Annotated in this window: 18 protein-coding genes; 13 read left to right on the top strand and 5 right to left on the bottom strand. The window is 69.6% G+C overall.

The genetic code is table 11. The annotated features are described in order from the left end of the window. The first annotated feature begins 417 nt into the window (after nucleotides 1–417). The gene (locus tag AOQ53_RS44245) at nucleotides 418–1,773 is read left to right on the top strand and encodes a hypothetical protein (protein WP_201785092.1); all 1,356 of its coding nucleotides are present in this window, start codon (nucleotides 418–420) and stop codon (nucleotides 1,771–1,773) included. A gap of 1,025 nt (nucleotides 1,774–2,798) precedes the next feature. On the opposite strand, the gene AOQ53_RS30935 is transcribed toward AOQ53_RS44245, so the two are convergent. Beyond that, nucleotides 2,799–3,047 carry a hypothetical protein gene (locus AOQ53_RS30935; RefSeq protein ID WP_059422281.1) on the bottom strand — a complete coding sequence of 83 codons (249 nt, stop codon included), beginning with the start codon at nucleotides 3,045–3,047 and terminating at the stop codon, nucleotides 2,799–2,801. 107 nt (nucleotides 3,048–3,154) lie between these two features. On the opposite strand from AOQ53_RS30935, the gene AOQ53_RS30940 reads away from it, so the two are divergent. Both AOQ53_RS30940 and AOQ53_RS30945 read left to right on the top strand, forming a co-directional pair. Next, a complete protein-coding gene (locus AOQ53_RS30940; RefSeq protein ID WP_059422283.1) occupies nucleotides 3,155–3,751 on the top strand; it encodes a TetR/AcrR family transcriptional regulator in 597 nt (198 codons plus the stop codon). A gap of 116 nt (nucleotides 3,752–3,867) precedes the next feature. Further along, complete coding sequence (locus AOQ53_RS30945) at nucleotides 3,868–4,371, top strand: Asp23/Gls24 family envelope stress response protein (RefSeq protein ID WP_059422302.1); 504 nt, start codon at nucleotides 3,868–3,870, stop codon at nucleotides 4,369–4,371. A gap of 25 nt (nucleotides 4,372–4,396) precedes the next feature. Here AOQ53_RS30945 and AOQ53_RS30950 read toward each other — a convergent pair whose 3' ends face one another. Then, nucleotides 4,397–4,732, bottom strand: a complete 336-nt coding sequence (locus tag AOQ53_RS30950) for an AzlD domain-containing protein (RefSeq protein ID WP_059422285.1) — start codon at nucleotides 4,730–4,732, stop codon at nucleotides 4,397–4,399. Next, a complete protein-coding gene (locus AOQ53_RS30955; RefSeq protein WP_078945584.1) occupies nucleotides 4,729–5,454 on the bottom strand; it encodes an AzlC family ABC transporter permease in 726 nt (241 codons plus the stop codon). Before AOQ53_RS30955 ends, AOQ53_RS30950 begins: the two co-directional genes overlap by 4 nt. A gap of 70 nt (nucleotides 5,455–5,524) precedes the next feature. Between AOQ53_RS30955 and AOQ53_RS30960 the strand changes: the two genes are divergently transcribed. Beyond that, nucleotides 5,525–6,094: a helix-turn-helix domain-containing protein gene (locus tag AOQ53_RS30960; RefSeq protein ID WP_059422287.1), complete on the top strand. Its 570-nt coding sequence runs from the start codon at nucleotides 5,525–5,527 to the stop codon at nucleotides 6,092–6,094. Nucleotides 6,095–6,438: 344 nt separating this feature from the next. Here the strand turns inward: AOQ53_RS30960 and ku are convergent, their stop codons facing one another. Then, entirely contained in the window at nucleotides 6,439–7,476 is a 1,038-nt protein-coding gene (gene ku / locus AOQ53_RS30965; protein WP_456293498.1) for a non-homologous end joining protein Ku, read from the bottom strand. Between the two features lie 63 nt (nucleotides 7,477–7,539). Between ku and ligD the strand changes: the two genes are divergently transcribed. Next, nucleotides 7,540–8,421 (top strand): non-homologous end-joining DNA ligase, encoded by an 882-nt coding sequence (gene ligD / locus AOQ53_RS30970; protein WP_059422289.1) that lies wholly within the window; start codon nucleotides 7,540–7,542, stop codon nucleotides 8,419–8,421. A gap of 158 nt (nucleotides 8,422–8,579) precedes the next feature. Here the strand turns inward: ligD and AOQ53_RS30975 are convergent, their stop codons facing one another. Continuing rightward, nucleotides 8,580–9,383, bottom strand: coding sequence for a nuclease-related domain-containing protein (locus AOQ53_RS30975; protein WP_059422290.1), 804 nt, complete (start codon nucleotides 9,381–9,383; stop codon nucleotides 8,580–8,582). Nucleotides 9,384–9,703: 320 nt separating this feature from the next. On the opposite strand from AOQ53_RS30975, the gene AOQ53_RS30980 reads away from it, so the two are divergent. The 8 genes from AOQ53_RS30980 (at nucleotide 9,704) to AOQ53_RS31015 (ending at nucleotide 18,307) form a co-directional block, all read left to right on the top strand. Beyond that, nucleotides 9,704–10,207 (top strand): protein-tyrosine phosphatase family protein, encoded by a 504-nt coding sequence (locus tag AOQ53_RS30980; protein WP_059422291.1) that lies wholly within the window; start codon nucleotides 9,704–9,706, stop codon nucleotides 10,205–10,207. 516 nt (nucleotides 10,208–10,723) lie between these two features. Continuing rightward, entirely contained in the window at nucleotides 10,724–11,467 is a 744-nt protein-coding gene (locus tag AOQ53_RS30985; RefSeq protein WP_059422306.1) for a hypothetical protein, read from the top strand. Continuing rightward, nucleotides 11,464–12,717, top strand: coding sequence for a HAMP domain-containing histidine kinase (locus tag AOQ53_RS30990; protein ID WP_059422292.1), 1,254 nt, complete (start codon nucleotides 11,464–11,466; stop codon nucleotides 12,715–12,717). The genes AOQ53_RS30985 and AOQ53_RS30990 overlap by 4 nt, the downstream gene beginning before the upstream one ends. Nucleotides 12,718–12,840: 123 nt before the next feature. Next, complete coding sequence (locus tag AOQ53_RS30995) at nucleotides 12,841–13,245, top strand: SH3 domain-containing protein (RefSeq protein WP_059422294.1); 405 nt, start codon at nucleotides 12,841–12,843, stop codon at nucleotides 13,243–13,245. A gap of 52 nt (nucleotides 13,246–13,297) precedes the next feature. Further along, nucleotides 13,298–14,662 carry an FtsW/RodA/SpoVE family cell cycle protein gene (locus AOQ53_RS31000; protein ID WP_059422295.1) on the top strand — a complete coding sequence of 455 codons (1,365 nt, stop codon included), beginning with the start codon at nucleotides 13,298–13,300 and terminating at the stop codon, nucleotides 14,660–14,662. Continuing rightward, nucleotides 14,659–16,119 (top strand): penicillin-binding transpeptidase domain-containing protein, encoded by a 1,461-nt coding sequence (locus AOQ53_RS31005; protein ID WP_059422297.1) that lies wholly within the window; start codon nucleotides 14,659–14,661, stop codon nucleotides 16,117–16,119. Before AOQ53_RS31000 ends, AOQ53_RS31005 begins: the two co-directional genes overlap by 4 nt. A 169-nt stretch (nucleotides 16,120–16,288) precedes the next feature. Continuing rightward, a complete protein-coding gene (locus AOQ53_RS31010; RefSeq protein ID WP_059422299.1) occupies nucleotides 16,289–17,227 on the top strand; it encodes an AurF N-oxygenase family protein in 939 nt (312 codons plus the stop codon). A gap of 93 nt (nucleotides 17,228–17,320) precedes the next feature. Then, nucleotides 17,321–18,307, top strand: coding sequence for a hypothetical protein (locus AOQ53_RS31015; RefSeq protein ID WP_059422300.1), 987 nt, complete (start codon nucleotides 17,321–17,323; stop codon nucleotides 18,305–18,307). Nucleotides 18,308–18,514 lie beyond the last annotated feature (207 nt).

The following is an 18,514-nucleotide window of genomic DNA, read 5'->3' on the forward strand; positions in this document are numbered from 1 at the left end:
CCTACAAGGCGGCCGTCACCCTCGCATCACTCCTGATGTGGGCCTGACACTTTGACGACAACTCCTAGCTCCGGATGACATCCACGGGTGACATCAACAGCGCCGGACGCGGGCGTTCATGCACGGCCCAGCACGTACGGCTTGACCGCGCGGCGGCGGCGCTGGGTGGCGCCTGGAAGCGGGGCTCAGACGAGCCGCATCTAAGGTGCCCGTCGTCAAGCCGAGCCTAGCTAATGCTGCGCCGTCTCCGTGTGGTCCGAGGACGCGACAGTACCCAAGGGCGACCACCTGGCACACAGCAATAGGTTCACTGGGCCATCTGGGCATATAATCCCGTTTCCTCAGCAAGCCTTGCACTGGTATTCCAATGGGTATGTCAGTGTCAGCCTTCGGCAGTTATGAGGCTGGAGGTACGTCGTGTCGGACCCCGTGATTATCAAGCCCATTCCGGGTGCATACGCCTTCGAAGCAGCTGGGGAGGAGGCTGGCTGGTCTCAGGCGGCACAACTGGTCGGACTGGGCCTTCAATTGAATGGCCGGACCGACATCTTGAACATGAATGACGATGCCGAGACTCTCGATATTCCACAGGTGCCACGAATCACCCACAGAATGCCGATTTACGACCTAGAGAGTTTCCTTAGGAGCCGTAAAGTTCAACTCCCTTTTCAGTGGAACATCTTTCACGGATGGTCACAGCCCACAAATCGCAGAATGTTTGAAAGTAACCAGATCGTACCGCCGGATTTCCAGACAGCGGAATTTGCAGAACTGGTAGATGACGTTTCGCCGCGTCTCTATGAGGAAACTCTGAACCGTCACAGCGATACAGACACAAGGGCTGCAGAAGCACTTCTTCACCTCAGCCAGTTCAGCCGCTACCAAGTCGTCCGAGTAGTAGCGGCGGCCATTCTGGCATCGCAGAGACTGAGACTTTGGTGGCCAACCATCGAAGCTCTCGCCGACGGCTGCCTATCCGAGAGCGACACAGTCCAGCAAATCGCTGCCGATACTCTTTCCCGCATCGCCCCCAGGCACCCGGCCCTGTTGGAGCTGCTTTCGCAATTGGGGCAGGGAAATCAACCCGGAGCGAGCAGTGCGGGAACCTCCATCATCATCCCGGGCACATGGGCAAGATTCCGTAGCCTCTGGTGGCAGCCAGGTGGTTCACTCTTTCGGTACCTCCAACAAGAACCAGGTAAGTTTGAACAGGCTGATGCTACCTTGCTGCCTGTTGGCCACGATCTCTACGAGCAGGCCGACTTCTACAGATGGACCGACGGATTGTCTGGCACTGACCAAACGGCGGCAGCACATGATCTGGCTGGATGGGCCGGGGCTCGGGAAGTGCTCGATTTCAAGAAGGTGATTGCCCATAGCCATGGCGGCAACGTCGCACTCAATGCGGCAGCCCTTTGCGGTATGCGCATTGACCTGTTGGTCATGCTCCATACTCCACCCCATCGCCGATCAAATGAAACATGGGACCAAATTTCTGAAGTAGTGCAGCGTATTATCTCGATGCGCACAAAGTTTGACCTCGTGGTGTTGCTCGACCTGTGCTGGTCTACCGTGAAACTCACTCGAACAACATGGAAATTCCCCAAAAAGCGCGTCCATAATTGGACCTTTCCATTCTGGTTTAGTCACGGCACGTTGACCGACCCAGATGTGTGGATGGAACGTGGAATTGCAAAGGAAGTGGCTGCTGCATACGCACTCACAAGACCCAATGCAAAACCCACGACAAGCCCCACAACACTTACATGGTGACGGACCAGCAGGCCCTTATATCCGGGATTAGCGACAGCTCCCTTTCGTCACTGGCTACGGCATCGACGAGTCCGCGTTCACCGCTCGCAGTAGTCCACTGTCCGGGCATCCGTTAGCGCCTAAACGGTATCCCCGGACAGCCATCGGCCATCGTCGAGGGGCAAGTCGTCTGTGCGGGGAGACATCTGGATGAGCACCAGCCGACGAGGCTGAGACGTTTGCTGCGCACTCCGAGGCCTGAGCCTCATAGTCTCGGCGGCAGGCGGTGGCCTCTTGAGGACGACAACTCTCTGTAGGTCAGCAAGGCAAGGGCCCCGGTGGACTATTTGTGGACTGACCCCGCGGTCTGCTAGAGGTCTGGGACGCCTGATCTGCGGCATTGCCTTAGACCCAAAAGGCCTCCGGAGCCGTGTGCGCAGGTTCGAATCCTGCCGGGGGCACCCTGTATGAGGTGTCCAAAGACCCCGTCACCAGCGGAGACGCTGAGGGTGGGGTCTTCGCGTATGTGCGGGCGTGTGCGGCTCGGAGCGGCTGTGTGTCGGGGTCCATGGACGATCCGGTGGACGGGATCTTGAGGCATCGCCGGAGGTGAGATGCCGCCCTGCCGCTTGCGGCGGGTGTGTGTTCCGAGGTTCTGGGCACAGGCACTGGGCTTCCCCTGTCACGGCGTACGAGCGGGTTGCTCCTTCGAGCTTCGGGGGGCTGCGGTCGAATGTCATAGGTGGGTGGCGGCCCGGTTGATGCGGTGGGCGACCTCTTGGGCGGCGTGAGCGAAGGCGCGGATGCGCAGAGTGTTGTTGGATCTCAGCCAGACGGGCCCAGTCGATGGGCGGGGCATCGTTGAACGGGATGTGGGCGACGTCGGGGCGGGTGCAGGAGCGGGCTCGCTGTGCGCCGACGATGTACCCGCCACTGCCGGCGGCGATGAGTTGCAGGGCTTCCTGGAAGGTCTCGAACTGGGGGACGCCAGGTATGACCCTGCCTCGGGGGGTGCGCTCGGGCCAACGGTCGGACGGCCAGTCGTCTCAACGGCCCTTCGCGCGCCGGCGCCGAGCCGCCGTCGCCAGCAGGGCCGCACCCGCGCAGCCGACCAGGAGCGTTCCCCATTCAGGGACGTGCGCTGCCCGCAGGAGGCCCGCGACGCCGAAGCTCGTGTTCCAGCCTGCCTCTGTGATGGCGGAACCGAAGCCCTGGATGGACAGGATGGCACCGGACAGCCAGAGCAGGCCCTGGCCTGAGTTGGTCTCCGAGGTGTTGCGCTGCCGCTTCGGCATGGCGGGGTCCCTTCGGGAGTTCTTTTCGATGCGATCGCATCACATCGTGCAGGGCCGACGGTTATGATGCAAGTGCATCGGAAAGAGGGGTCAGGGAGGAGCGGCGCGTGCCCAGGCAGGTCGACTACGAGGAGCGGCGGCTGCGGATCGCGGAGGCGGTGTGCGCCCTGATCGCGCGTTCCGGGATGGAGGCCGTCAGCCTCCGGGACGTCGCCGCCGAGGCGGACGTGTCCATGGGGGCCGTGCAGCGGTGCTTCCGCACCAAGGAGGACATGCTGCTCTTCGCGCTGGAGCACATCTCACAACGCGTCAGCGAGCGCGCCGGCCAGCGCATCGCCGCGACCTCCACCCCGCAGGCCGCGGCCACCCTGCTGTCGCACACCCTGGCCGAACTCGCCCTGCTGGACGAGGGGTCGAGGGCCCAGGCGCATGTGTGGCTGGCCTTCGTCAGTCACGCTCCCGCCAGTGAGAGGCTCGCCGCCGTCCTGCATGAGACGTACGGCAAGCTCCATGACCTCGTCGTGTGGCTCATCCGCTACGGCCAGGACGCCAAGGAGATCCCGCCGCATCTCGATGCCTCCCAGGAGGCGCATACGCTCCTCGCCGTCGCCGACGGTCTCACCGTTCACGTTCTCGCGGGGCACCACTCCCCGGAGACGGCGTCGGCCGTCCTTCAGCGCCACGTCGATTGCCTGTTGCGGTGAGCGCCCGTCCGGGGATTTCAGCACTTTCGCCCCATATGCACCAGTGTTCTACGGTGGATACGGGTGGATAGGAACGACGCTGCTCATACCCCGCACCGATCATCGAGGTGACGGTCATGACGGAGACCACACAGCGCAGAAACACCGCTCCCGGGACGGGAAAGCAGGACGCGGGCACGGCACCGCAGGGCCGTAGAGGAGACGGCATCGCTCCCCCGGAAACCCGGGGAAGCACCGCGATCGCGGACACGGTCGTGGCGAAGATCGCGGGCATGGCGGCCCGCGAGATCCCCGAGGTGCACAACCTCGGTGGAGGGATGACCAGGGCCTTCGGGGCAGTGCGCCAGCGGGTGCCCGGTGGGGGCACTGGGGTCACCCAGGGAGTGAAGGTGGAGGTCGGTGAGCGCCAGGCCGCCGTCGACCTCGACGTCGTCGTCGAGTACGGCGCCGCCATCGCCGACACCGCCGCGGACATCCGGACCAATGTCATCAACGCGGTGGAGCGGATGACCGGGCTGGAGGTCGTTGAGGTCAACATCGCCGTCGACGATGTCCATTTGCCGGACGAGGAGGACGAAGGCGAGGGCGAGTCCGAGCAGGAGGGGCGGCGCGTGGCCTGAGGATCCAGGTCTGCCGAAGGGAGTGTCACGGAACTCCCGTCAGTCGCAGCAGTGCCGTCGCGCCCGCCGACGCCAGTACGACGACGAGGAACGGGGCCCTGCGCCAGGCGAGCACTCCGCCGGTCAGGACCCCGAGCGGTCGGGCGGGGCCGGTGAAGGCGTGGTCCTCGGTGAGGGCGGACGTGGCGGCCAGGGCGGCGAGCAGGAGGACCGCCGAGACCTCCAGCAGCTTCCCGGCGCGCTCCGGGAGCGTGAATCTCGCGCGCAGGGCCGGCCCGGAGAGGCGGAGCAGGAACGTGCCGACCGCCAGGGCGAGCATCGCCGCCAGCGCCGGCGGCAGCGGTATGGCGACGGCGCTCATCGCATCGCCTCCTTCTTCGTCTTGGCGGCGAACAGGGGCAGGGCGGCCAGTGCCAGCAGGACCGGCAGGCCCGCCGGCAGGAACGGGGTGACGGTCAGGGCCAGTGCCGCGCCGGCCAGTGCCGTGCGCCGCAGGGGCCTGTCCTTCAGCGCGGGCAGGATCAGCGCCAGGATCACCGCGGGGAACATGGCGTCCAGGCCGAGTGCGCCGGTGTCGCGCACGACGCTGCCGAGCAGTGCGCCCAGCGCGGCGCCGACGGGCCAGCAGATCAGGATGCCCAGGCCGCAGAGCCAGTACGCGGCCCGCTTGCGCTCCGGCTCGTCCTGGGCGAGGGCGAAGACGACCGTCTCGTCGTTCATGAGATGTGCGCCGAGGGCTCCGCGCCACCCCTGCCCGAGGACGTCGGGTACCGCCAGACCGAACGGCAGATGGCGTGCGTTGACGAGCAGTCCGGCCAGCAGCGCGGCGATCGGACTGCCCCCGGAGGCGATGATCCCGACGAACAGGAACTCGGACGAGGCGGCGAGGACGAGCACCCCCATCAGGACCGGGAACCACCAGGCGAACCCGGACGTGACCGCGACGGCGCCGTACGACAGGCCGACCACCCCGACCGCCAGGCAGACCAGCCCGATGTCGCGGAGCAGCGGACCCTCCAGTCGACCACCCCTTGCTCGGCCACCCAGTGCCCGACCCCACGGTGTTCTCCAGATCGAACGCATGATCTTTATAGTGAACGCCGTCTATGATGTTCGTCAAGACGAACGAACGACCACTGGGAGCGAACATCGCATGTCCGACGCCCACCCCGCCCCCAAGCCCCCGATCGAAGTGATCGCCGCGTCCCTGCGCGCGGAACGCGTCCGGGCGGGACTGTCCCTCACCGAGGTCGCCCGCCGGGCCGGGCTCGCCAAGTCCACGCTCTCCCAGCTGGAGTCGGGCACCGGGAATCCGAGCCTGGAGACGCTGTGGGCGTTGTGCGTGGCCCTGGAGATCCCCTTCTCGCGGCTTGTGGCCGTGCCGCGGCCGCGGGTCCAGGTGATCCGCGCGGGGGAAGGGCCGGCCGTCGGGTCCGAGCAGAGTGACTACCAGGCCACGCTTCTCGCCGCCTCCCCGCCCGGGGCCCGGCGGGACGTCTACAGCGTCGCCGCGGAGCCCGGGCCGCAGCGCTCCTCGGCGCCGCACCCGCCCGGAGTCGTCGAGCACCTCGTGATCAGCGCGGGCCGGGCCCTGGTGGGCGTCGCCGACGAGCCGGTGGAACTCCACCCGGGCGACTACATCTGCTATCCGGCCGACGTCCCGCACATCTTCCAGGCGCTGGAGCCCGGCACTCGTGCGGTGCTCGTCTCCGAGCACCACTGAGCCTCCACGACTTCCTGCCTCCTGTAAGCGTTTCTGATCCAACATCGCGCCGTGCCGTCGGCATTGTCGGTACTCAGCTCAATGCTTCCATCGCAGCTGTGAAAACGCTTCAACCGCCAGGAGCTTCCGGCCCTCGGCCGACACGGCCGGCCCGAAGAGCGGGACTCGGCCCGCCCGACGCCGAGCGGCGGCCTGCCCCGGCTGGTCAGCACCTGGAACCACGGCGCGGCCAAGGCCGCCCGGGGCGGTCCCACCCTCGTCGACTACTTCCTCGGGGCGGGCATGGCCGGGCCGCTCCGGCCGCACATCACGTACGCGCCGTGAGGGGTGCGGCCGGGGGCGGATCAGGCTGAGCGCTTGCGCGGTGTCGCCTTCTTCGCGGCCGTCTTCTTCTCGGTGCTCTTCGAAGCGGTGCTCTTGGAAGCAGTCTTCTTCGTGCCCTGGCCGGACTTCGCGGTCGACTTCTTCGCGGATGCCGTGGTCTTCTTGGCCGCCGTCTTCTTCGCGGTGGACGCCGACTTCTTGCCGCCGGTCTGCTTGGGCGCCGCGCGGGCCGTCTTGCGCTGCGTGAGCGACTTGACCTCGGCGTGCTCACCGGGCTCCTCACCCCGGGATTCGCGTGCCGCGCGGACGCTGTTCTCCAGGGCCGCCATGAGGTCGAGGACCTTGCCGCCCGCGGCCGGCTCGGGGGCCTGGGGCAGGGCCTCGCCGGCGGCCTTCGCGGCGATGACCTCCTCGACGGCCTCGCGGTACTCGTCGTGCAGGTCCTCCAAATCGACCTCGCCCAGGGTGTCCATCAGGGCGTCGGCCAGGTCCAGTTCCTTGTCCCGGACCGTGACGTTCGTGTCGGGGGCCACGCCCTCGGGGGCGCGGACCTCGTCCGGCCACAGCAGGCCGTGCATGGCGATGGCGTCGCCGACCACCCGGAGCATGCCCAGGCGTTCCCGGCCCCGCAGGGCGAACTTGGCGATCGCCACCTTGTTGCTGCGCTTCAGGGCCTCCCGCAGCAGGGTGTACGGCTTCGCCGCCGGGGCGCCGCTCGCCTGGAGGTAGTACGCGGCGTCCATCTGGAGCGGATCGATCCGGTCGGCCGGGACGAAGGCGACGATCTCGATCGTCTTGGCCGTGGGGATCGGCAGGCTGGACAGGTCCTCGTCGGTGATCGGGATGATCGAGCCGTCCGCGTCCTCGTAGCCCTTGCCGATCTCCCCCTGGGTGACCTCCCGGTCCTCCAGCTCACAGAACTTGCGATAGCGGATGCGGCCGCCGTCCTCGGTGTGGATCTGCCGGAAGGAGATCGAGTGGCTCTCGGTGGCGTTCACCAGCTTGATCGGAATGCTGACCAGGCCGAAGGAGATGGCGCCGTTCCAGATGGATCTCACGTGCAGCACCCTTCCGGTCACTCTCGGGAGCGTTTGTCATGATTCGCGTGGGATTCTTATCGTATGGCGCCTATCACCGTGGTGGAGGGGCGACGGCTCCCGCTCAGCAATCTGGAGAAGGTGCTGTATCCCGCCACCGGCTTCACCAAGGGCGAGGTCCTGCACTACTACGCGACCGTCGCCGAGGTCCTGCTGCCCCATCTGCGCGACCGGGCGGTGTCCTTCCTGCGGTATCCGGACGGGCCGGACGGACAGGTGTTCTTCACGAAGAACGTCCCGCCGGGTACGCCCGACTGGGTCACCACCGCCGAGGTGCCGCGGGTGGAGGGGCCCTCGCGGATGGTCCTGGTGCAGGACCTGCCGAGCCTGATGTGGGCGGCCAACCTTGTCACGGAGTTCCACACCCACCAGTGGCTCGTCGACTCGCCGGACGAGGCCGACCGCATCGTCTTCGACCTGGATCCGGGAGCGCCCGCGAGCATCGTGCAGTGCTGCGAGGTCGCGCTGTGGCTGCGGGAACGGCTCGCGGCGGACGGCATCGAGGCCTACGCCAAGACCTCCGGGTCCAAGGGGCTGCATCTGCTCGCCGCCGTGCGCGGGGCGTCCTCGGAGCGGGTGTCCGAGTACGCCAAGGAACTGGCCGTCGAGGCGGAGGAGGCCATGCCCCGGCTCGCCCTGCACCGGATGACCAGGAACCTGCGCCCCGGAAAGGTCTTCGTCGACTGGAGCCAGAACGCCGCGCGGAAGACCACGGCGACCCCCTACACCCTCCGGGCCCGCCCCGAGCCGACGGTCTCGGCGCCCGTGACCTGGGAGGAGGTCGAGGAGTGCGGCTCACCCGGGCGCCTGCACTTCCATGCGACCGACATCGCACCTCGGGTGCAGGACTACGGCGATCTGCTCGCGCCGCTCCTCGACCCGGGCAGCGCGGGCCGGCTGCCCTAGGCCCTGTCTGACAAATCCCCGCCGTCCGCCCGGAGGGCGGGCTCCGCGGCGCCTGGTGCGTGCCAGACGCCGCGGAGCAGGCTGGGATTTGTCAGACAGGGGCTAGCTAGCCAGAGACCTGACGGGACGCCGTGAGCCTGGAGCTTGACGACACGCCCTCACACCCGCGTCCACGTGTGCCGGTCCCGCGCCATCGCGTGCAGGGCCTCCACGTCCGCCGGTTTCAGGACGCCGCCCTGGCGGGCCAGGGTCTGCACCTCCAGCTCCGTGAGGACGCGGACCTCGCGCGGTGCGGCCGGGACCGACACGGCCGTGGGGCCGACCAGGGCGAGCACGGGGCGGACCTCCGCAGTCAGGGCGTAGGAGGCGCGGTCGGCGTCGGCGCGGACGCGGCGGAGCAGGGCGGTCGGTTCGCGGCGGCCCAGGGTGACCAGGGGGTCGGCGACCGTCACCCGCTGCTTGCGCGCGTACAGGGTGTGCAGGGCGAACAGCCCACCGGGGCCGATGAGCAGGTGGTGGATGCGGCTGCCGCCGGGGAGCGGAACGGAGTGCACGGTGTGCCAGCCCGCGCCGTCCAGGCGGTCCAAGGCGTCCCCGACCGTCTGCTCCGCCTCCAGGGCCCGGCGGCGCGGGTCGGGGCGCAGCCGACGGGCCGGGCCGGGGTCGCGGTCGAGGGCGACGAGGAGGGCCTCGCCGGGGCGGTTGGGGGCCAGGTCGTCGTCGGGGTGCAAGGTCAGACGGGCGAGCTCGGCGGGGGTCGGAACCGGGGGCGGCCCCACCGTCACCGGTCCGGTGACGAAGGGCCCGAGGGCCCGGAGCACATCGTCCTCACGATCCTCGCCCAGCAGGTTGACCCGGCTCGCCTCACGGTCGTACCAGGCGATGTTCCTGCCGTCCGGGAGGCAGACGTAGAGCCGTTCCTGACCGTGCCGCCAGGTCGGTATGACGCGCAGTCCGTCCATGCACCATCACCCCAGTCCATGGGAACAGGCGGTGTACTGCGGGGGCAAGAACCCGGTTACCTTTGAGAGGAGTTGGGCCTGCCCGGCGGATCAGGCCGCAGGGACGGAGTGCCTGGTCAATGCCGGTGAGCGTGGTCTGGTGCGGGTAGCTGCAAGGCGGAGGAGGGATCCGGCGCGAGGGGGGCACCCCTGTTCGAGCGGAGTCGAACGCTCGGGGCGCCGGGGACCGATGACAACGCGGCAGATACGCGTGCCAGACCCCGCGTCTGCGGCATGATCCGCCGGGCAGGCCCTCGGGCGGTGATACTGGGGAGGCGCCGTTGCGTACCCGCAGGAAACCCGATGTGCCGGCTCCGGAGAGTCCCTGGAACGAGGTCGTTCCCGGGTTGTGGATGGGCGGCCATGAGTACACCGGGGCCTTGGGCCATCCGGAGTTCGCCGTCGTACGGGACGAGTTCGACCTCGTGCAGACGCTGCTGCGGCTGCCGGGGCACGGTCCCGATCCTGACGTCCGGCACCACGTCTGGCCCATACCCGACGGGCCGCTCGACGGGACGCAACTGGCCGGTGTGATCCGGCTGGCCGAGGCCGCGTGCGAGGCGCTGGACGAGGGCCGCAAGGTGCTTGTCCGCTGTTACCACGGGTACAACCGCTCCGGCCTCGTCGTCGCGCAGGCGCTGATGCGGCGGGGAAGCTCCGCCGACGCGGCGATCCGGCTGATCCGGGACCGTCGTTCGCCCTGGGCGCTGCACAACGAGCTGTTCGTCGAGTATCTGCGGGCCGGGCTGGCGACGGCCAGACTGCTGGAGGAGCTCACCGAGTAGGGCGGCGAACGGGCTCCCTCGCGCGCAAATAGGACTTCCTTGCGAATAAGGTGTACGGGGCCGACGGTCGGTCCGAGCCGTGTGATCGCCCTCGAACCCAGGAGTGCAGTGCCCGTCAGCCGCCCCGGAAGCCGCGTCGACAGCCTTGCCGGTTGCCCCGAGGACCTTTCCGGCCGCTCGGATGGCCCTTCCGGCCGCTCGGATCGCCCTTCCGGTCGGCGGGATCACCCTTCCGGCCGCTCGGGTGGCCCTTCCGGTCGACCGAATGCCCCTTCCGGTCGGTGGAATCGCCCTTCCGGCCGCTCGGGTGGCCCTTCCGGCTGGTGGCCCGACGGTTCCTTCGGCTGTCCTGACGGCCTTTCTGGCCGCCTCGGAAGGCACCTGGGGCGCCTGGGCCGCCTACTGGGCCGACCGGGAAGCCGACCGGGCCCACCGGGAAACGTGCTGGGCCGACCGGGAAGCAACCCCGGCCAGTACCGAGAATTGCTCGGCCTCGCCGAAAACCCGCCCGGCACCATCGGAAGCCACCGCCGGAACCCCGGAACAGTCGCCCGTCGTGCCGCCGCCGTCGCTCTCCTGCTGGCGGCCGCCGTCGGCTGCGGGGACGCCGGTGGGCTGGAAGGTGCCGGTGCGACGGCGACGGCCGTCGGGCCCGCCCGGCTCTGGCCGGAGCTGACGCCGGCGTCCAGTCCGGCCTTCGAGATCGGTGAGGTGAACACCGAGGTGGTCAAGGGCGTCAAGGTCCCCGGCGACGACATCCGCCGGGTGGACCCGGTCGGGGTCGTCCGGGCCGAGATGGCCGCGAGCCCGGGCGACTACGACGGCGGCAAGGCGCCGTACCGCGACACGAACCGCAGGATGGCCGACTGCGGCAAGGGCCCCGAGCACGGCCGGTGTCCGGTTCTCAGGCCGTACTACCGGGACCTCACCGGCGACGGGCGCGACGAGCTGACGCTGGGCTTCCGGCTGCTGCCCGGCAAGACCACCGCAGTGCGCGTCTACACCGTCGAGAAGCACCGGCTCGTGCAGGTGATGGCCTGGGAGGACGCGCTGAGCGGCGTCGAGCTGGCCGGACGTTCCCTCGTCATCCGCTCGCCCTCCGAGGTCGCGGGCTACGAGTACCGCCTCCAGTGGACCTGGGACCGGGACGAGCGGGCCATGCTCCTCACCCAGGACGAGATGCTGCGCACCGGCCCGCGGAAGCACTCCCGGTACCCGTCCGCCGCGCCCTCCCTCTCCCCCTCGGCGAGCACCGGATGAGACCCACGCTCCCCCACTGGTCCGGGACGCTCGCCGCGAAGGCCGCCGCCTTCATCACCGTGATGTGCTGCGCGCTGGCCGCCCTGCTCGGCGTCCTGGTGCACGTGCAGGTGACGAACCAGACCGTCGGCCAGGCCCGTGACCAGGCGTTGCAGCGGCTGACTCAGGCGACGGAGCGGTACGAGGCCGGGGACTCCCTCAAGCGTGGCGCCGGCGTGGATCCCCCGGGCCTGCCCCGGCCGCTGCGGAACCTGGCGGTCGGCGGGGACCGCGGCACGATGGTCTCCGACTTCCAGGGGCGCCCCACGATGTGGGCGGCCGGGCCCGCCGACGGCGACCGGGCCCTGGCCGTGGCGGTCGACTACTCGCAGCAGGCCCGCACCATCCAGGGCCTGGACCGGGCGATCCTGTGGTCGTCGGGGCTGGCGATCGGGGCGACGCTGCTGGTCGGCGCGGTCGCGGTGACGCGGGTGACGCGGCGGCTGCACACCACGGCGCGGGTGGCCCGGCGGATCAGCGCGGGTGACCTGGACGCGCGCGTGAACGACCCGCGCACGGACCCGCGTACGAAGGACGCGGCGCGCCCGCAGGACGAGGTGGCCGCGGTCGCCGCCGCGCTGGACTCCATGGCCTCGTCGTTGCAGGGCAAGCTGCTCGCCGAGCAGCGGTTCACCGCGGATGTCGCGCACGAGCTGCGCACCCCGCTGACCGGGCTGCACGCGGCGGCCGAACTGCTGCCGCCGAGCCGCCCGACGGAGCTGGTGCGGGACCGGGTGGCGGCGCTGCGCACCCTGACCGAGGACCTGCTGGAGATCTCCCGGCTGGACACCGGCCGGGAGCGGCTGGAGCTGGACACCGAGCTGTTGGGGCCGCTGGCCCAGCGGGTGGTGCGAGGCGCGGGGAGAGACACGGAGGTCAGGGTCGTACGGGATGTGGCCGTGGAGACGGACCGGCGGCGGCTGGAGCGGGTGCTGGGGAATCTCGTGGCGAACGCGCACAAGCACGGGCGGGGGCCGGTCGTGCTGAGCGTGGACGGGCCGGTGGTCACCGTTCGGGATCACGGGGACGGTTTTCCGGAGTATCTGCTGGCGCACGGGCCGCAGCGGTTCCGTACGGAGGGCGGGGCCAAGGGGCACGGGCTGGGGCTGACCATCGCGCTGGGACAAGCGGAGGTGCTGGGGGCCCGGCTGGAGTTCGGCAACGCCCCGGAGGGTGGAGCGGTGGCGGCCCTGAGGCTGGCGGCGGAGTGAGAGCTCGGGGAGGTCGGAGCACGTTCTCCTAATGGCCCACTGTGACGGGCCGGGGCCGGAGGGCGCTCCTAATGTGGCGATTAGTCAGCTTCGGCACCTTCGCCCCCACATGGAGGTAACCCCGTGTCTCTGCGCTCCCGCCTCTCCATAGCAACCGCCGCCGGACTCCTCGCCGCCGCGGCCGCCGTCACACCCGCCGCCGCCACGCACGACGACGGGGACCCGAGCGGCGGCAACGGCAACCACCACGACCAGAACGACCCGAGCGGCGGCAACGGGAACGACCATGACCCGCGCCTCTACGAGGGCGTCGTCACGGCGAACACGCTGGCCCTGCGCAGCGCCCCGAACCGTGGCTCGCAGATCATCCGGCACGCCCACAAGGGCGACATCGTCAGCATCTACTGCAAGACCGGCGGCGAGACCGTCGATGGCAACCCCCTCTGGTACCTCCTCACGGACGGCACCTGGGCCTGGGGCGCGGCCCGCTACATCGACAACATCGGACCCGCGCCACGCTGGTGCTGACATTCGGTCAGCCAAAGGCACACAAGACGCATTGTTTGGGTAGGTTCCGGACATGAGTAAGGCCGGAATCACCGTGGCGACGGCGGACCCGCCCGCGCCCGCCGTCCGCCGCCTCCCCCGGCGCCGTGGCATCGAACTCGCCCTCATCGTCCTGGCCGTACTGCTGTCCGTGTACGGCTACTGCGCCGTCGGCCTCGCCCAGCACGGCACCCTCCCGCGCGGTGCCGCCGGCTACGGCACCGGCCTCGGCGTGCTCGCACTGCTGGCACACCTGGCCGTACGCCTGCGGGCGCCGCACGCCGACCCGCTCCTCCTGCCCATCGGCGTGCTGCTCAACGGGCTCGGCCTGGTGCTCATCTACCGGCTCGACCTGGAGACCCCGGGCGACCGGGCGGCACCGGCCCAGCTGATCTGGTCGACTCTCGGTGTGACGCTGTTCATCCTGGTCGTCCTGCTGCTGCGGGACCACCGGGTGCTCCAGCGCTACACGTACGTCTGTGTCGTCGCCGCGCTCGTGCTCCTCACCCTGCCGATCCTGTTCCCGGCGGTGAACGGCGCCCGCATCTGGATCCGGATCGCCGGGTTCTCCATCCAGCCGGGTGAGTTCGCGAAGGTGCTGCTGGCGGTGTTCTTCGCCGCGTACCTGGCCGCGAACCGCAACGCCCTCGCCTACACCGGCCGCCGCATCTGGAAGCTCCAGCTCCCCACCGGCCGGGTCCTCGGCCCGATCGTCGCCGCCTGGCTGGTCAGCGTCGGCGTCCTGGTCCTGGAGCGCGACCTGGGCACATCCCTGCTCTTCTTCGGCCTCTTCGTCGTCCTCCTCTACGTCGCCACCGGCCGCACCGGCTGGATCGCCGTCGGTCTGCTGCTGGCCGCACTGGGGGCCGTCGCCGCCGGCCGGCTGGAGCCGCACGTGCACAGCCGGATCGAGACGTGGCTGCACCCGTTCGCTTCGATCGAGGCGGGCGAGGGCCCGAACCAGCTCGCCCAGTCCCTGTTCGCCTTCGCGGAGGGCGGCATGCTCGGCACCGGCCTCGGGCTCGGCCACTCGGTCCTCATCGGCTTCGCCGTGAAGTCGGACTTCATCCTGGCCACGGCGGGCGAGGAGCTCGGCCTGGCCGGCCTGTCCGCGATCTTCCTCCTCTACGGCCTACTGGTGGAGCGCGGCTTCCGGGCAGGCCTCGCCCTGCGCGAGCCCTTCGGACGGCTGCTCGCCGTCGGCCTCTCCTCGCTCGTGGCGCTCCAGGTGTTCGTGATCGCGGGCGGGGTGACCGGCCTGATCCCGCTGACCGGCATGGCGATGCCGTTCCTGGCGCAGGGCGGCTCGTCGGTGGTGACCAACTGGGCGATCGTGGCGCTGCTGGTCCGGGTGAGCGACTCGGCCAGGCGGCAGGGCGACGGGCAGGACACCCGGTGACGCGGCACATCCGGCACGCCGGCCTCTTCTGCGCCCTGCTGCTGGTGGCGCTGCTGCTGAACGCCGCCCGCGTCCAGGTCGTCCAGGCCCCCGAGTACGACCGCAACCCCGCCAACCGCCGCCCCGACATCGCCCGTTACGAGGAGCCGCGCGGCGACATCCTGGTCGGCGGCCGGCCCGTCACCGGCTCGAAGGACACCCGCGAGCACCTGCGCTACGAACGGACCTACAGGGACGGGCCGTTGTACGCTCCGGTCACCGGTTTCGCCTCCCAGCTGTACGGGACGACCCTCCTGGAGAAGGCCGAGGACGGCATCCTGTCCGGCACGGACCCGATGCTCGCGCCGTTCCCGCTGTGGAACGACTTCACACGGGCACGGAACTCCGGCGGGGACGTCGTCACAACCCTCGACCCGGCCGCGCAACGGGCGGCGTACAAGGGACTCGCCGGGCTCAAGGGCGCGGTCGCGGCGCTGGAACCGTCGACCGGCCGGATCCTGGCCCTGGTGTCCCGCCCGTCCTACGATCCCCAGCCGCTGTCCGGGAACGGGTCGGCGGCGGCCGAGGCGTGGCAGCGACTGAACGCGGACCGGGACCGCCCGATGCTCAACCGGGCGGCACGGCAGACGTATCCGCCGGGCTCGACCTTCAAGGTCGTCACCGCGGCCGCCGCGCTGGACGCCGGCGTGGTCAGGGACCTCGACGCGCCGACGGACTCCCCCGACCCGTACACCCTGCCCGGGACGCGGACCCGCCTGACGAACGCGTCCCGGGGCTGCCGGGACGCCTCCCTGCGCGAGGCCTTCACCCTCTCCTGCAACACGGTGTTCGCCAAGCTCGGCGTGGAGGTGGGCGGGACGGACATGACGGCCACCGCCCATGCCTTCGGCTTCAACAACCCGGCGCTGCGGATTCCCTTCCCGGTGGCGCGGTCCACCTTCGACACCTCGGTCGACCAGGCCCAGCTCGGCCTGTCGTCGATCGGCCAGTACAACACCCGCGCCACACCGCTCCAGATGGCGATGGTCGCGGCGGCCGTCGCCAACGGCGGTCAGGTGCGGGAGCCGTACCTGGTGGAGCGCACGACCCGGCCGAGCGGCAGCACTCTCGCGACACCCGGTTCGCGCGCGGTCCGCCAGGCGATGTACCCCTCGACCGCGGTCCGGCTGCGCGCGCTGATGCGGGAGGTGGTCGAGAACGGCACCGGACGCCGGGCCGCGATCCGGGGCGCCAAGGTGGGCGGCAAGACCGGCACCGCCCAGCACGGCCTCGCCAACTCCGGCATGCCGTACGCCTGGTTCATCTCCTGGGCGCAGGGCGACCGCGACCTGGCGCCGCGGGTGGCGGTCGCGGTGGTCGTGGAGGACGCGGAGGCGGAGCGCCGGGACATCAGCGGGGGCGGCGACGCGGCGCCGATCGCCCGGGCGGTGATGGAGGCCGTGCTCAAGCCCCGCTAGCGCTGCCCCGTTGGTTCTCTTCCGGTTCTCGGCGGACACGTCGAAGGGCAGGACGTCCGCACACGAGGTAGACGCCGCGTCAACAAGTCGCGCGCAGGGGATTGACGGGCTTGCTGACAAGCAGTCTCATAAGGGGGACAGTGACGTGTGCACAACGAGGTGGGCAGCCATGACGACCCTGACGGAAGCCGACGCGCTCGACGGCCTGCGCGATGCCCTGGGCCTGCTCAAGGACCGGGAGCAGGTGGCCCAGCGGCTGCTCGACTCCTCCGCCAAGCACTCCTTCGACCCGGACAAGGAACTGGACTGGGAAGCGCCCTTCGAGGAGGGCAAGTGGTTCTGGCCGCCGGAGCTGGTCTCGCTCTACGACACGCCGCTCTGGAAGCGGATGAGCGAGGAGCAGCGGATCCTGCTCTCCCAGCACGAGGCCGCGGCACTCGCCTCGCTCGGCATCTGGTTCGAGATCATCCTGATGCAGCTGCTGGTCCGACACATCTACGACAAGGCGGCGACGAGCGCGCACGTGCGCTATGCGCTCACCGAGATCGAGGACGAGTGCCGGCACTCCAAGATGTTCGCCCGCCTGATATCCCACGGCGGCACGCCCTGGTACCCGGTCAGCCGCACGCACCAGCACCTGGGCCGCCTCTTCAAGACCATCTCGACCACCCCGGGTTCCTTCACGGCGACCCTGCTCGGGGAGGAAATCCTCGACTGGATGCAGCGCCTGACGTTCCCCGACGAGCGGGTCCAGCCCCTCATCCGCGGCGTCACCCGCATCCACGTCGTGGAGGAGGCCCGCCACGTGCGCTACGCCCGCGAGGAACTGCGCCGCCAGATGGTGACGGCCCCCAAGTGGTCCCAGGAGTTCACCCGCATCACCTCCGGGGAGTTCGCCCGGGTTTTCTCGGTGGCGTTCGTGAACCCCGACGTCTACACGAACGTGGGCCTGGACAAGAGGGAGGCTCTCGCACAGGTGAGGGCGAGTGGCCATCGCCGCGAGGTCATGCAGAACGGGTCCAGGCGGTTGACGGACTTCCTTGACGACATCGGGGTGTTGCGGGGGGTCGGGCGGCGGTTGTGGAAGTCGTCGGGGTTGCTGGCGTAGGAGCGAACCCCGGCCATGTCAGGTCCATGCAAAGTGACTACTGTCCTCCTTGAACTTGTCACCCTCCGTGGCCCTCAAGGAGATCACCACCCCGTGTCCCCCCACACTCGCCTCATACGGCTCGCCGCCCTCGGAGCCACGACCGCTCTCACCCTGACCGCGTGCGGCGGCCAGGCCGCTTCGGACTCCGGCTCCGACGACACCCCGCAGGGTGTGGTCAGCCGGGCCGCCGCCAAGAAGATCGCCGATCACTACGAGGAGGTCAACAACAAGGCCAACGCGGCGCAGGACGAGAAGCTCCTGGGGACGGTCGAGGCGGGTCAGGTCTACGCAATGGACAAGGCCACCTACACCCTCTTCGAGACCTGGCCGGAAAAGGAGAAGAAGGCCTACGCCAAGCCCTTCTCCTACCAGGACCGCGAGTACGTCATCCCCAAGAAGGGCACGGCCACCTGGTTCGCCGTCCGGGCCAAGTCCAGCGAGGGCGGCGAGAACAGCGTGCTGCTGGTCTTCGACAAGGTGGGCGGCAGCTACAAGATGGTGCTGGCCCTGTGGGCCGACGGCGAGGAGCCCCCGAAGCCGGCTCTCGACCGTCACGGTCTCGCCGAGGCCGTCGACCCCGGCACGAAGGTCGGCAAGCTCGCCCCCTCCGACCTCGGCGCCGCGTACGCGGACTTCCTCGAGACCGGCGGCAAGAAGAAGGGCAAGGCCCTGACTTCCACGAAGCCGGTCGAGAACGCCGAGAAGACCTACCAGCGGAGCAGCACCGAGGGCGCGGCCGACGGCATGGCCACCGAGAAGTTCTTCGCCAAGCCCCCGGCCGACCCGAGCGTGTACGCCCTGCGGACCGCCGACGGTGGCGTCCTCGCCCTGTTCCCGGCCGCCCACAAGCAGGAATCCCTGCTCAAGGAGGCATACCGCTCCAACGCGGCACTCGTCCCCAACGACGAACAGTCCGCTCTCGGCGCCACCAGGGGCACCCTCATCACCGACGTGTTCGAGGGCCAGGGCCTGGCCGAACTGACCCCGAAGTCCGCCCGCATCACCGCCGTCGACTTCCAGCACGTCGACGCCCGGTAGCAGACGACCCGGCCCCCACTCAGCCGCAGCCGCCCACGGCGAGAAGGGGCCGTGCCGGGGGTGTCCGCCCGCAGCGGTTGGCGCGTCAACGGGCAGTCCGTCGGCGTCCAAGCCCATCGCGCCGTTCCGAGGACGGACACCCCGGCGCGGCCCCGACCCACAGCCCGCCCGCAGGCACTACGCGCACCCCACCACCCCCCGCACGGG

The sequence above is a fragment of the Streptomyces azureus genome (assembly GCF_001270025.1).
In the GTDB taxonomy this organism is placed as follows: Bacteria; Actinomycetota; Actinomycetes; order Streptomycetales; family Streptomycetaceae; genus Streptomyces; species Streptomyces azureus.